At 63.1% G+C, this 11,691-nt stretch carries 16 protein-coding genes; 5 read left to right on the forward strand and 11 right to left on the reverse strand.

Translation table 11 applies throughout. From position 1 onward, the window contains the following. The first annotated feature begins 141 nt into the window (after positions 1–141). Both ACQGNJ_RS08650 and ACQGNJ_RS08655 read left to right on the forward strand, forming a co-directional pair. Entirely contained in the window at positions 142–498 is a 357-nt protein-coding gene (locus ACQGNJ_RS08650) for an ArsR/SmtB family transcription factor (protein WP_426688831.1), read from the forward strand. An 80-nt stretch (positions 499–578) separates the two neighbouring features. Then, complete coding sequence (locus ACQGNJ_RS08655; protein ID WP_426688832.1) at positions 579–1,076, forward strand: SRPBCC family protein; 498 nt, start codon at positions 579–581, stop codon at positions 1,074–1,076. Positions 1,077–1,237: 161 nt separating this feature from the next. Here the strand turns inward: ACQGNJ_RS08655 and ACQGNJ_RS08660 are convergent, their stop codons facing one another. Together ACQGNJ_RS08660 and ACQGNJ_RS08665 are read right to left on the reverse strand one after the other, a co-directional pair. Beyond that, positions 1,238–2,251 carry a GlxA family transcriptional regulator gene (locus tag ACQGNJ_RS08660; protein ID WP_426688833.1) on the reverse strand — a complete coding sequence of 338 codons (1,014 nt, stop codon included), beginning with the start codon at positions 2,249–2,251 and terminating at the stop codon, positions 1,238–1,240. Then, positions 2,248–3,414 (reverse strand): DJ-1/PfpI family protein, encoded by a 1,167-nt coding sequence (locus ACQGNJ_RS08665; RefSeq protein WP_426688834.1) that lies wholly within the window; start codon positions 3,412–3,414, stop codon positions 2,248–2,250. Before ACQGNJ_RS08665 ends, ACQGNJ_RS08660 begins: the two co-directional genes overlap by 4 nt. 38 nt (positions 3,415–3,452) lie before the next feature. Between ACQGNJ_RS08665 and ACQGNJ_RS08670 the strand changes: the two genes are divergently transcribed. Then, a complete protein-coding gene (locus tag ACQGNJ_RS08670) occupies positions 3,453–3,809 on the forward strand; it encodes a hypothetical protein (RefSeq protein ID WP_426688835.1) in 357 nt (118 codons plus the stop codon). A 220-nt stretch (positions 3,810–4,029) separates the two neighbouring features. Here ACQGNJ_RS08670 and ACQGNJ_RS08675 read toward each other — a convergent pair whose 3' ends face one another. The 6 genes from ACQGNJ_RS08675 to ACQGNJ_RS08700 all read right to left on the reverse strand — a co-directional run bounded on the left by ACQGNJ_RS08675 (position 4,030) and on the right by ACQGNJ_RS08700 (position 9,076). Continuing rightward, positions 4,030–5,031: an NADP-dependent oxidoreductase gene (locus ACQGNJ_RS08675; RefSeq protein ID WP_426688836.1), complete on the reverse strand. Its 1,002-nt coding sequence runs from the start codon at positions 5,029–5,031 to the stop codon at positions 4,030–4,032. Further along, positions 5,028–5,864, reverse strand: coding sequence for an oxidoreductase (locus ACQGNJ_RS08680; RefSeq protein ID WP_426688837.1), 837 nt, complete (start codon positions 5,862–5,864; stop codon positions 5,028–5,030). The genes ACQGNJ_RS08675 and ACQGNJ_RS08680 overlap by 4 nt, the downstream gene beginning before the upstream one ends. 151 nt (positions 5,865–6,015) lie before the next feature. Further along, positions 6,016–6,597 carry a TetR/AcrR family transcriptional regulator gene (locus ACQGNJ_RS08685; protein ID WP_426688838.1) on the reverse strand — a complete coding sequence of 194 codons (582 nt, stop codon included), beginning with the start codon at positions 6,595–6,597 and terminating at the stop codon, positions 6,016–6,018. A 220-nt stretch (positions 6,598–6,817) separates the two neighbouring features. Then, positions 6,818–7,060: a PAAR domain-containing protein gene (locus ACQGNJ_RS08690; protein WP_426688854.1), complete on the reverse strand. Its 243-nt coding sequence runs from the start codon at positions 7,058–7,060 to the stop codon at positions 6,818–6,820. Positions 7,061–7,676: 616 nt separating this feature from the next. Continuing rightward, the gene (locus tag ACQGNJ_RS08695) at positions 7,677–7,970 is read right to left on the reverse strand and encodes a hypothetical protein (RefSeq protein WP_426688839.1); all 294 of its coding nucleotides are present in this window, start codon (positions 7,968–7,970) and stop codon (positions 7,677–7,679) included. 371 nt (positions 7,971–8,341) lie between these two features. Further along, the gene (locus ACQGNJ_RS08700) at positions 8,342–9,076 is read right to left on the reverse strand and encodes a DUF4336 domain-containing protein (protein WP_426688840.1); all 735 of its coding nucleotides are present in this window, start codon (positions 9,074–9,076) and stop codon (positions 8,342–8,344) included. Between the two features lie 173 nt (positions 9,077–9,249). Between ACQGNJ_RS08700 and ACQGNJ_RS08705 the strand changes: the two genes are divergently transcribed. Then, positions 9,250–9,834: a hypothetical protein gene (locus ACQGNJ_RS08705; protein WP_426688841.1), complete on the forward strand. Its 585-nt coding sequence runs from the start codon at positions 9,250–9,252 to the stop codon at positions 9,832–9,834. A 136-nt stretch (positions 9,835–9,970) separates the two neighbouring features. On the opposite strand, the gene ACQGNJ_RS08710 is transcribed toward ACQGNJ_RS08705, so the two are convergent. The 3 genes from ACQGNJ_RS08710 to ACQGNJ_RS08720 form a co-directional block, all read right to left on the reverse strand. Beyond that, the gene (locus tag ACQGNJ_RS08710; protein ID WP_426688842.1) at positions 9,971–10,279 is read right to left on the reverse strand and encodes a type II toxin-antitoxin system RelE/ParE family toxin; all 309 of its coding nucleotides are present in this window, start codon (positions 10,277–10,279) and stop codon (positions 9,971–9,973) included. Next, complete coding sequence (locus ACQGNJ_RS08715; protein ID WP_426688843.1) at positions 10,276–10,545, reverse strand: YlcI/YnfO family protein; 270 nt, start codon at positions 10,543–10,545, stop codon at positions 10,276–10,278. Before ACQGNJ_RS08715 ends, ACQGNJ_RS08710 begins: the two co-directional genes overlap by 4 nt. Before the next feature lie 352 nt (positions 10,546–10,897). Continuing rightward, positions 10,898–11,413 (reverse strand): DUF2127 domain-containing protein, encoded by a 516-nt coding sequence (locus ACQGNJ_RS08720; protein ID WP_426688844.1) that lies wholly within the window; start codon positions 11,411–11,413, stop codon positions 10,898–10,900. Between the two features lie 98 nt (positions 11,414–11,511). Between ACQGNJ_RS08720 and ACQGNJ_RS08725 the strand changes: the two genes are divergently transcribed. Beyond that, positions 11,512–11,691, forward strand: a 180-nt coding sequence (locus tag ACQGNJ_RS08725; RefSeq protein ID WP_426688845.1) for a transposase, incomplete at its 3' end; no start/stop codon positions are given.

Genomic DNA, 11,691 nt, shown 5'->3' on the forward strand with positions numbered 1-11,691 from the left:
ACCTCCCGGGCGCGGAATGCCAGGTAGTCAGCTGAGCTGCGGCGAGTTGCGGCCGGTGACTCTGGTCCCGATCGTCCGCAAAGGCTTGACCGGCCGGCTCCCACTAAGTATATTACCTATCAGTTATGGAAATGGACGGTTATGCAAATCTCCGAACGCCTGAACCTGACCTTCGCCGCGTTGGCCGACCCTACCCGCCGCGCCATCCTGGCGCGGCTGGCCACGGGAGAGGCCACCGTGACGGAACTGGCCGAGCCGTTCGCGATGAGCCAACCCGCCATTTCCAAGCATCTGAAAGTGCTTGAGCGCGCCGGCCTCATCTCGATGGGCGTCGATGCGCAACGGCGCCCACGCAAACTGGAGCCGAAGCGACTGGCGGAAGCCGTGGACTGGATCGAACGCTACCGCCAGATCTTCGAACAGAACTACCAGCGCCTCGATGCGTTGCTCGACGAACTCCAGGCCAAACCGTCCAGGCGCAAACAGAGAAAAAAATAGCCCGAACATGTCGGCGCGCCGTTCGCTCGCTCAGCCCCATGGCGGCGCGCCATCACGACGGATCACCCAAGGAGAAGACCATGCCCAAGCCCGCAGAAGTAACCTTTCCCAGTGATCGCGAAGTTCGCGTCACGCGTACCTTCAATGCGCCCCGCCAATTGGTGTGGGATGCGCATACCCGCCCCGAACTGGTGCGGAAGTGGCAGGGCTATGAAGGCTGGGACATGCCGGTGTGCGACATGGACGTCCGGGTCGGCGGCAACTACAAGTGGCAGTGGAAAAACCGCGAAGACGGCAACCAGTTCGGCTTCCTCGGTACGTTCACCGCAGTCGATGAACCGTCGACGCTTGTCCACGAACAATACTTCGACCCGGGCGACATGGACTTCGCCATGCCTACCGGCGATCCGTGCATCGTGTCACTGGGACTCAGCGAGCAGAACGGCGTCACGACGCTCGTCTGCACCTTGAGGTTCGCTTCGAAGCAGGCGCGCGAAGACGCGGTCTCCACCGGCATGACCGACGGCATGGAGCACAGCTACACCCGCCTCGACGACATCTTCAAAGCTGCAGCGTGAACGAGGAAACGGAGACCGGGATTCTCCCGATCTCCGGTACATCGACAAAGGCCATCCAGCAGCGGCGTTCCACGCCGCGAAGGTTCGCCGTTGCGGTTTCACCAGCGGCGGGTGACCGACAAGATTCAATTTGCCACTTTCCCTTTGCTCATATGAGCAAGTCATGATCCCCTGCCCGGTGCATGGCCATGCACCGAGAAGCGCTCCCGGTACTGCCTCGGACCGATGCCGAGCCGGCGTTGGAACGCGCGGCGCAAGCTCTGCTCGTTCGCGTACCCGGCGCGCGCAGCCAGGGCTTTCAGCGGCAGCGCGGTCTCTTCCAGTGCACGGCAGGCGACTTCCATGCGCATCGCTTCCACCGTCCTGGCGGGCGTGCGACCGTGCGCGTCGGCATAGGCGCGGGCGAATGTGCGCGGCGACATGCCGGCCTGCTCGGCAAGGCGACCGATGCTGAGGTCGTCGGCAATGTGCGCGGCGATCCAGCCATGCAGGTCGGCGAACTTGCCGGTGGCATCCGACTGCGCTGCCAGCGGAACGCTGAATTGCGACTGCCCGCCCGAGCGCTTGATGAACATCACGAGCTGCCGTGCGGTTTCAATGGCGACGCGGTGGCCGTGGTCTTCCTCGATCAGCGCCAGCGTGAGGTCGATGCCCGCACTGACCCCAGCCGATGTCCAGACCGATCCGTCCTGGATGAAGATGCGGTCGCCGTCGACCTGGATGGCGGGATACAGCTTCGCCAGTCGCTCGACCCACTCCCAATGCGTGGCCACGCGTCGCCCATCCAGCGTGCCGGCCGCGGCGAGCAGAAACGCGCCGGTACACACCGAGCACAGCCGGCGCACGTGCGGAGCGCGCAGCGCGATCCATGCCACCAGCCGCGGCGGCGCGCGCATCCGGTCGTCCTTGCTGCCGCCCGGCGCGATGAGCGTGTCGATCACGCTGTCGCTCAGCGCGGACAGCGGGACCGTCATGATCGGGAGTCCCGCGCTGGTGGCGACGAGGCCGCCATCTTCGGAGGCGACGATCGTTTCGTACAAGGCCGGCCCGTTGCCGGAAAACAGCTTGCTCGCGGTGAACAACGCCTGCAGCGGGCCGGCCAGGTCGAGCAGGTTCATCTGCTCATGCGCAAGCAGGACGACCCGGCGCGTTTTCCGGGTGGCGATCGAGGTCATTTCCTGAAATCCGGGTATTCGAAATCCAGCGCGACGCCATAGGCGGTGGACCGACCGTAGCGCTGCGCGATGCCGGCCAGCGCCTGATCCAGCATGCGCGCCGATGGCGTGGCGTCGAACGCGGGCAGCACCCGGTCGACCGGATTGGCGCCGCCAACGACACGGTCCGGCAACAGCGTCAGTCCGTGCCGCGTCTGCAACGGCGCAGCCGAGGCAGACAACGCATAGGCATGGCTGCGACCGGTGCGCGAGTACGCGTCGGCGGTGAGCGCAAGCGCGATCTCGTCCACGCCCGCGGCGACGGGCACGCCGATGCGCTGCATCGCATGCAGGTGCGCGTTGCTGTAGGTCGTATGTACAAACGCCATCAGATTGACTCCGAAACGTGGCCGGAACACGTCGCTATTATGGGCCGTGCTCCAATCGGAAACGCCGAGTTCGTGCGCCAGCGCGGCGGCATGCTCGTGCCCGGCGATGGCTTCGACCAGCGCGATCGAAACAGGCATGGACGCGCTGATGCCGGCGCTGGAGACGATCCTGCCGTCCGCCACATAGCGGACGTTTTTCACCCAGTGGACGTCGGGATAGGCCTTGGCCCGCAGCGCCTGGGTGGCCCAGTGCGCGGTGGCGCGATGCCCCTTCAGCAGCCCCGTGTTCGCCACCACCAGCGCCCCATCGCAGATGCTGACGATGGTGCCGCCTTTGGCGCCCTGCGCCGCGATCCATGCCAGCAGCGCCGGATCGTTGCGCCTGACCACCGCGGGCACGATCACGTAGTCGGCGCCCTCGGGAAAGTCCGCGTCGAACTCCGCGATGGTGGCTTGCGGCTGGATGCGCAACGCGGGCCGCATGGTGATCGGGCCAGGTTGCGTCGCCACGGTCATCACCCTGGCGACACCGGACTGTTGCAGGACGCCGTAGGGAATCACGTAGTCGGTGAGCTCGGTGCCGCTGTTCTCGCCGATGATGGCGATCAGCGGCTGTGTGCGGCCGAATCTGGCGTGGTGCGGCGCGATCTTCCCGGCCTGCGCCGCGACCGCAGCTGTCGCGGCGCCACGCGTTGGCGAGAATGCCGGTTGATCGGCCGCGAACGCTGTCGACATGGCCGGCGCAAGGAGTGCTGCAGCCGCAGCGACGAGCAAGGATCGAACGGTAGCGTTCATGACGGTTCCCATGGCAAAGGGCGGATGCCCCGGAGCCATTGTCAGAGAACGCCTCGCGGCATGAAGGACAGGGAACGTGCATTTCCTGCCAATCGGAAAGGGATGGAGGAAATCCAGTCGAGTGGTTCTACAACGTCACCAACGTCATCGACTGCATCGACCTGCAAAGCTCCACCCTGCACCCGGAAGGAAGCATCGCAAAGGAGGTATTCCTTGCCGATCCGGTCCCCACCGAGCCGGCGATCTTCAAGGACCCGCGAACCGCGCGCACGCGCATCCATGCCAATGAGCCAGCGAAAGAGCTGCTGCAGGAACAGATGGCATCTGCCGGCATCTCCGGCGCGGCCTTCGTCGAACCCGGCCCGCCTCCACCGCGCCCCCGCCCTGCCGTCTGACCCGAGAACAAGGAATGCGACACCGAGGCTCTGCCTGAAGCAGGATGCAGCGCAATGCGTGACGTCCCCCGGAATCGGACTCACGTTCACTTTCCCACGGCAGTGGGTGAACCTGACCCCGATAATTTTCGCACCAGGCCCGGCTCCACGGCCGTCCCGGCCGTGGAGCCGGCAGCCTCGACAAGCAGCACCTCCAGCAGGCGTGCCTGCCGTTTCAGGCTCACTTGATCTTGACGACGACTTTGCCCCTCGTGCGGCCCGCTTCAATGTAAGTCAGGGCTTCGTTGGTCGACTCGAATGGAAAGATGCGATCGATCACCGGACGGATGGCCCCGGCCTCGATGAGCCGGGTGATCTCGCGCAGCTGAAGTCCATTGGCCCGCATGAACAGGAACGAATATTTCAGACCACGACGAGCCGCCTTTCTTCTGACGCCGGCACTCAGCAGTCGGACAATGAGCCTCACGAACCATGGCGCACCGATGCCCTTGGAGAATGCGGGATCGGGAGGGCCGGAAATCGAGACGAGGGCTCCGCCGGGCTTCAACACGCGCATGGATTTCTCCAGCACCGTCGCATCCTGGCTATGCAGCACCACATCGTAGTTCTGCAGCACCTTCTCGACGTCGTCTTTCCTGTAGTCGATGACGATGTCCGCCCCAAGCCGCTTCACCAGCTCAGTATTGGCGCTGCTCGTGGTGGTGGCTACCGTGGCCCCGAGGTGCCTGGCCAATTGAATGGCGAAGGTGCCGACGCCACCCGATCCCGCCTGGATGAAGACCTTCTGGCCCTTCTTCAGATGGGCTCTCCCAACCAGGGCCTGCCAGGCCGTCAAGCCGACCAGCGGGATCGAAGCTGCTTCCTCCATGGTGATGTTGTTGGGTTTGGGCGCGACATCGTTTTCGTTCACGGCAATGAATTGCGCCAACGTGCCGATGCGGTGATCGGGCACCCGCGCATAGACTTCGTCACCCACTTTGAATTGCCGCGCTCGCGCTCCAACTTGAGTTACGACGCCGGCGACATCGTGGCCCAGTACAAACGGGGTGCGGTAAGGCAGGATCAGCTTGAATTCGCCGCTCTTGATCTTGGAATCCAGCAGGTTCAGACCTGCAGCGTGGCCTTCGATCAGCACATCGTCGTCCCGAAGCTCGGGCTTTGGCATGTCGCCCAGCCGCATCGGCTCCTTCTTGCCGTACCGATCCATGATGAACGCTTTCATGATGTCCTCCCTGCCCGCAACGCATCGAGCTGAAGGTCTTTTCGAATCCCGGCGTCCATCAGGCGAGCCGGTGCATATTTGCGAAGAAACTGCAGGCCGCGCGCGCGCCCGCCGGCCGTGTATCGCAGCTTCGGGCGAGCCGCGCGTGCCGCTCGCAGCACGGCATCGGCGACCACACCAGGCTTGTCGCCAGCCTCAACGAGCTTTTTCGTCCGTTCCGCCAAGGCCGCACGAATCTCGCGGTACTCATCGAGCTTCGAGTCGGGTTCCAGAAAGTTCGCCTCGAACTGCGTCTTTGTGTATGCAGGCTCGATCACCGAGACCCGGATGCCCCTCGTGCGCAGCTCATGATCGAGCGATTCCGAATAGCCTTCGACGGCGTGCTTGGTTGCCGCATAGAGCGCCCCGTACGGCATCGGCAGGAAGCCGAGCACCGAGCCGATATTGATGATGCGGCCATCCCCTTGACGCCGCATATGCGGCACGACGGCACGAGTCATCCGGATCATGCCGAAGAAGTTGGTGTCGAAGATCGCCTGCGCCTGCTCGATGGAACTTTCTTCCGCGCCAGCGGGCGCAACGCTGAAGCCGGCGTTGTTCACGAGCAGGTCGATGCGGCCTTCCCGCCGGATCACTTCTCCGACCGCAGCGTCGGCCGACTCGTCTCGCGTCACGTCAAGCGACAACATCGCAAAGGGCTGCAGTGTTGCCTGCGTTGCGCCCCTGCTGGTGCCATAGACCGTGTAGCCCGCGGCGCTGAGGCGTTCTGCCGTGGCCTTGCCGATGCCTGAGGAGGCTCCGGTGACGAGCGCGATGGATTTCCTGGGTTTCATGGGGACGCCTTTTGATGATTGGTCGCGAATTCGGTCGCGGCGAAGCGATGCAGTGCTGTGGGCTCCAGGTGGTGTCGTTCGTCCGGTGACTCGAATATGATATTCATCATATTTATACTCAAAAAAAAGGCCGGCACAGCCGCAACCCCACTCAGGCACCGGCAGGGACGAGGTGTTTCAACGCTGCCTTCAGCAGCGCATCGGAAAGCTTGGCGTCGTCGACAGCGCGCGCCATGACCAGGGCGCCAACCATCGTGGCCGCCATGACCAACGCGTGTTCATGCGCACCGGCCTGTCCCCAGTCGGGCGATTGACGGGCGACGACATCGATCATTTCCTTGATGCGGCGCGTGGCGGCTCGCCGTACCTCAGGCGCCTGACGTGGCATTTCCGAACCGAGGGCAGCAACCGGGCAGCCCATTTCCGGGCTATCGACATGCTCCTTTGACAGGTAGGCACGCAACAATCCCTGCAATGCCTGCTCCGGCGGCGCGGCGGCGGCGACGCGCGTCGATGTGGCGACAGCCTCGGCACCGGCACGATCCGCCGCCTCGGCAAGCATCGCCTCGCGCGAAGCGAAGTGCGCATAGAACCCACCATGCGTGAGGCCAGCCTCCTTCATGATGTCGGCAACACTGGTGCCGTCATAACCACTGCGCCGGATGGCGCGCGCAGCGGTTTCGACGATGCGTTCGTGCGTGGCTTGCTTGGATCGGGCAGCGGCTTTCCTCATATGATGATTATCATATTTCTGTCCGAGGCAAAAAGCAAGACGACTTCCAGGGTGGGTATCGGGGCCGAAATCGGGACGGAAGACGTTAAGCGAATCAAGGCAAAGAGATCTCCGGCCGCTTCGTAAGCACACGAAGGCCAGCAGGTCGAAATGGCGGGCAGGATGGCGAAGCTGTCGCTGAGCATCGCGTCCGCCGCGTGACAAAGCCTGTGGGTTGAGGCTACGCGAGCAACACCGTGAAAGCCCCGAGAACGATCTTCCCGCCGTGCGCCGTGGTGTCCGCGATCCGCGCCGCAGGCATGCCGCCAATGAAAACCTTTGTCGAACCCATGGCGATGATGTCTGGCGGACCGACACAAACGGCCATGTCCCCCGCACGCGCGGCCGGAAGGCCGCCGATCAGCACCGTTGGACATCCCATGGATATCGGTCCACCCACATGCGGGACGACTCCCGTCACCATCGGGCACACGTGGAAATCGGAAATCCTGGCCGCCGGCAAGCCACCACCTCCACCGCCTGCGCTGGATAATGAGCCTGCGGCGCCCCCTGCGCCTGAAGCCATGCTTGCCGCAGAAGTGGGGGTTCCTCTCAACGCGCGGTCGGCCTGTTCCACTGCCGAGAAAGCCGCGTCGGGGTTTTTGTCATGGATGGACTTCAGCGTCTGCCGTGGAATGTTGTTGAGATCGGTGACCTTGTCGTTATTGAGCAGCGCCGCCAGTTCGTGCTTGCGGAAAACCCGATCAGATGGTGCGTTGGCAACGAAGCAACGGCAGCTCCCCGATGCTTCGCTGGCGTACTTCACCGATGCTGCAGCCCAGATATCGTCCGCAAACAGCGAAAGCGGGGAGGCATAAAGATTCTGTCCTTCAAGCCATCGCCCGCACGGCGTCGCCTCCAGCGTCGTGGTTTCCTTCCCTGCCCGACTGCAGTGCTCGGCATACGCCTCGGCCGCCACACGATTCCTGCCCGAATCGTCCGAGTAAAACACCGCGCCATCATGTGGCGACGCCACCGGGAATGCTCCCGAAGCTATGACGCCTTCGAGTCGCTCCACTTCCATGTGGGATGTCATGAAATCAGCTCTCGATGGTTACCCAGTAATCGACCACCTGCCAAGCCTCCAGCAGATTCTTTGCAATTGTTGCGCGCACAAAGGCGTCGATTCTTTCCTGCTCGAAGGGGGGATCCCAGCGCAGATCGAGCGGCAACAGGATGGCAGCACCGAAACGACCGTCATCCGCTGCGATGGTGTCGCAATACAACGACAGCACATGGTCACCATCCCGGTACTGCATGGCGTTTCGATCCTTGCGGGACACTTCGACGCCTGAGTCGTTGGTAAGCAGATACGGTGCGATCACCCTGAACATGGATTCCTTCCTTGAGAAAGTGACAGAAGCAGCGGCCCAGCCGTCAGTGTCGGCGCGATGACAGTTGACATCAAGACGAATGCGGCAGGACGGCGCGCTGCAACACGTCTGCAACCTGGAGGCCACAGCGGGCTGCCGCCAGCGCAGGCTACCGGCCCGCCGGGCTCGGCCACGTGGCTCCGGTCCTCTCCTGCCCGTCGGACTTTTCCGAAATGCTCCGCGGAAAGCGCGCACGCCGGTGCAAACGCTCCAGTCAAAACCGGCCACCACGGCGCGGAGGCACGCCATCTGCTGACTGAAGTGCGCTCTGGCCCTGGTTCGGTCGAATACGTTCCCTGAAGCCGGACGATGTCTGCAGATCGCAGCGAACATCAAGCGCTGGACGCAAGCGCCACGCGAAAGTCGCGGCCCAGGATCTTTCGCCAGGCATGGGCGATGACTTGCCTGGCGTCGCGGGTGATGAGGTCGCCGTGAGAGAGGATCACGCGCTCGAAGTCCCACTGCAGGATACGCAGCATGCACTGGCGCACGAGCACCTTGTCGCCCCAGCCCAGCCGATACTCGGGCGCCGGGCCGGGCGTGTTCCACATCCCGATCATCCGGAACAGGAACCGCAGAAGCCCGTTGGTGCCCGGCGTGGCCGCCGTGACGTTCTCGACCAGGTCGACGAGGATCAGCGTCTTGCTGGCGTGGTGGAAGAACGCGACCTCACGCATCACGCGCGGACCCTGCAGAAGCACCTGTGACAACTCGCCCTGCCACAGCGCTGGCGCCTCGTCACCGAGGACCTCGTCGAATGCCAGCCCCTTCGCCCGCTTCTCGACGCCAGGACAGATGCAGGTCACTGCCTCGGGAAACGCCCGCTGACACGAGCGCACGTGGAGCCAGTGGAAATTGCCTGGCGCGATGATCGCCGCGACCGGCCCCAGCGCCGCCACCTCGGCGGTCAACGCCTCGTCGAACGGACACGGGGAGTGGATCAGGATCTGGCCGCCGCGTAGTTTGATCACCGTCATCCGCGCGTTGATCCGCGCCCCACCCAGGGAGACCACATAGTCCCGCAGCCACAGCGCGCCGGGAACGAAGACTTCGAGAGAACCAGCCACGGCATTGCCTCCGCGAATGGGCGACCTACTGGAGCGGACATTACCTCTTCGGACCGAAGGTCGTTGGATTGTTTAATTTCCTCCGTCCCGGCTTCTCGGCCGGCGTGGTTTCGCCTCGGTTGGTGTTCGACTAGGATGTAAAGCCACTTCGTCAAATGCAAAGGATCTGCAACATGAAGCATTCCTTCCTGATCTGGCTGACGCTGGGGCTCGGTTCGCTCGGCCTTCTCGTTTCCTCCTTCACGCTGTTTGGCATGTTGTGGGCGTGGACCAGCATGGTGCATGTGTCCCCGTATTTCTCCCACAACATGACCCTGGAGTTCTGGCAGACCCTTTTTTATGCGGCGGTCGTGTATGCCGTGATCCGGCGACCGGCCTGGGGGCACGCCCTGTGCGTCGTCTTTGCCGTACTGCTGACGCTGGTCTTCGCCATCTCCGCCAAACACCCGCACACCTACGGTTTCGCGCTGATGCCCAGCATGCAACTGAAGTTCGTGCACGCGCTGCTGTTTCTGGCCAGCCTGATTTACGCCTTCATGATGGCCATCGGCTCCAAGTCAGTACGGCACTATTTTTCGCCACCGCCGGACGATTCTGTGGACGCCGCGGAACATGAGCCAGCGTCCTATCCAGCGCCGAATGCGCGCCGTACCGCGCCTGCGCCTGCCGAAAAGATCGCCACGCCGCCGGCGTTGCGTACCCACGTCGGGACCGAGGAAGTCAAGCAAACCAAGGCAGAAAGCCCTTCGGCCGATTGATGGGTACATGAAAGCCAGAGCGGGAAGCGCGAACCAAATACAGGCCGCTCGCCAATCAACTTCCTCCGTCCCGGTTGCTCGCGGTTTCTTTGCCTCCGTCCCGCTTTCGCGTCGCCGCGACCGAGCTACCCCATACTCAGTGGTAATCGTCTTCGCGCTGGTGCCGCACCGCCAGCACGGTGACGGTTTTGGCATCATCGATTTCAAACAGCGCCACATAGCCGGACGCGCCGAAGGCGATGATCAACTCGCGCAGGAAGGTGTTGTCAGGCGCAGCCTTCCGGCAACTGAAGGGTGAACTCCCCAGCAAGCCCAGGCCATTGCGGATGGCGTCCAAGGCGCGCTCTGCCGTGGTCAAGTCGCCATCGTCACGTACCAAGGCAAAGTCGTACAGCCGCTCCAGGTCAGCCAACGCTTCCTCCGTGAAGCGAACCTTGAATGTCATGGCGCGGCTTTCTTTGCCTTGGCCAACCGCGCCTCAAGCTTCCTCAGCACGGCAGCCGACGAAAAGTACACGCCGGTCGCCTTGGCCTGATCACGCGAAGCCAGTCCACGGGCGATGAAGGCAGCCTGCTGCTGACGCTGCTGAATTTGCGCCCGCACCGCGGACTCGACAAAGCCGGACAGACTTTCTCCGTCGCGCAAGAGTCCTTCGGCAGCCTCACGCAGAGCCGGCTCCACGCGCAACGAGGGGATGGTCGCGGTTTTCATGGAAACTCCTGATGCGATGCAATTGCGACACATCTTCGCGCAATTCAGTGACAGGGGCAAATCGCCGGAAAGCTGCCGGGCGCGACTGTCGGCAGGCCTCAAGATCGGATGTCGGCGACAACGCGGGCTACGCGAAGATCATGAGAAAAGGCGCCAAAAATCGCAGAATTCGTCCCTGAAACGAATCGCAGTCCAACGCGTCGGCCTCAAAGAAAGAGCACTCTGACCAAGGTTTCCCGAGGAGTGAACCGCTGCCCGCCAAGCCAATGATGCCGGGAGCCATGCGGGCCCCATGCGGGATTCGCGACGCTCATCAAATTGTTCGTGCCTGCATTCCCCGGAAGGGGTCAGCTCACGCGGCTGAGCGAGATTGCCGTGACTGCAGGGCAACGCGTACGAGATACACGACGATCGCGATGTTGGCGATCAGCGCAGCCAATTTGAACCCGCTGAAACGGTGCGCGGCTTCGTAGATTTCCAGCGGCACCAGCGAGCCGGTGGCGACTACCGTGAACCATTCCGCCCAGTACTTCTGCAACCACAGCCCAATGCCCTCGGTCGCAAAGATCACGGCATAGGCCAGGGCGACCAGTCCGATCGCCACGAACTTGCTCGGGCCCATCGACTGCAGCTTCTCCACCAGCCTCCAGCGCAGGCCGCTACTGTCGCTCAGCGACAACTGCTCCAGCCAGTGCACCAAATGGTCGAAGTTCTGCGAACGATCCAGATGGAAGGCCGTCATCGCCACCAGGACCAAGCCGATGGCCTTGGCGGCCTTGTAAACCGCGATGACACGCAGCCACCCATGGTTGCGAAACTTGCGCGTTTCGGTCGGCCCGGCTTGGGAGTCGCGGCGAATATCGGACATGGCGGGACATTCCGGGAATCAGTACCCGAGTGTGCTGGGTTCACCCCCGATTTCACGGACACTTACGAGAAGGCCGATGCGGCCGATGAGGAGTGTTCATGTCGAAGCGAAGAAAATTCAGCAGCGAGTTCAAGCGTGGCGCGGTTGAACGAGCTAATCAGCCGGGCGTCAGTTGTGCCCAAGTGGCTCGGGAACTGGGGATCCGGGATAGCCTGTTGACCCGCTGGAAGCGCGAGTCCGAGAGCCAGGGCAAGAGCGCCTTTGCCGGCACGGGAACG

The organism is Rhodanobacter ginsengiterrae (assembly GCF_050026815.1).
Classification (GTDB): domain Bacteria; phylum Pseudomonadota; class Gammaproteobacteria; order Xanthomonadales; family Rhodanobacteraceae; genus Rhodanobacter; species Rhodanobacter ginsengiterrae.

Bases quoted from the DNA above. Each gene is read 5' to 3' on its own strand.
- ACQGNJ_RS08650 (WP_426688831.1), top strand. From the start codon at position 142: ATGCAAATCTCCGAACGCCTGAACCTGACCTTCGCCGCGTTGGCCGAC.
- ACQGNJ_RS08655 (WP_426688832.1), top strand. From the start codon at position 579: ATGCCCAAGCCCGCAGAAGTAACCTTTCCCAGTGATCGCGAAGTTCGC.
- ACQGNJ_RS08660 (WP_426688833.1), bottom strand. From the start codon at position 2,251: ATGACCTCGATCGCCACCCGGAAAACGCGCCGGGTCGTCCTGCTTGCG.
- ACQGNJ_RS08665 (WP_426688834.1), bottom strand. From the start codon at position 3,414: ATGAACGCTACCGTTCGATCCTTGCTCGTCGCTGCGGCTGCAGCACTC.
- ACQGNJ_RS08675 (WP_426688836.1), bottom strand. From the start codon at position 5,031: ATGAAAGCGTTCATCATGGATCGGTACGGCAAGAAGGAGCCGATGCGG.
- ACQGNJ_RS08680 (WP_426688837.1), bottom strand. From the start codon at position 5,864: ATGAAACCCAGGAAATCCATCGCGCTCGTCACCGGAGCCTCCTCAGGC.
- ACQGNJ_RS08685 (WP_426688838.1), bottom strand. From the start codon at position 6,597: ATGAGGAAAGCCGCTGCCCGATCCAAGCAAGCCACGCACGAACGCATC.
- ACQGNJ_RS08690 (WP_426688854.1), bottom strand. From the start codon at position 7,060: ATGGTGACGGGAGTCGTCCCGCATGTGGGTGGACCGATATCCATGGGA.
- ACQGNJ_RS08695 (WP_426688839.1), bottom strand. From the start codon at position 7,970: ATGTTCAGGGTGATCGCACCGTATCTGCTTACCAACGACTCAGGCGTC.
- ACQGNJ_RS08705 (WP_426688841.1), top strand. From the start codon at position 9,250: ATGAAGCATTCCTTCCTGATCTGGCTGACGCTGGGGCTCGGTTCGCTC.
- ACQGNJ_RS08710 (WP_426688842.1), bottom strand. From the start codon at position 10,279: ATGACATTCAAGGTTCGCTTCACGGAGGAAGCGTTGGCTGACCTGGAG.
- ACQGNJ_RS08715 (WP_426688843.1), bottom strand. From the start codon at position 10,545: ATGAAAACCGCGACCATCCCCTCGTTGCGCGTGGAGCCGGCTCTGCGT.
- ACQGNJ_RS08720 (WP_426688844.1), bottom strand. From the start codon at position 11,413: ATGTCCGATATTCGCCGCGACTCCCAAGCCGGGCCGACCGAAACGCGC.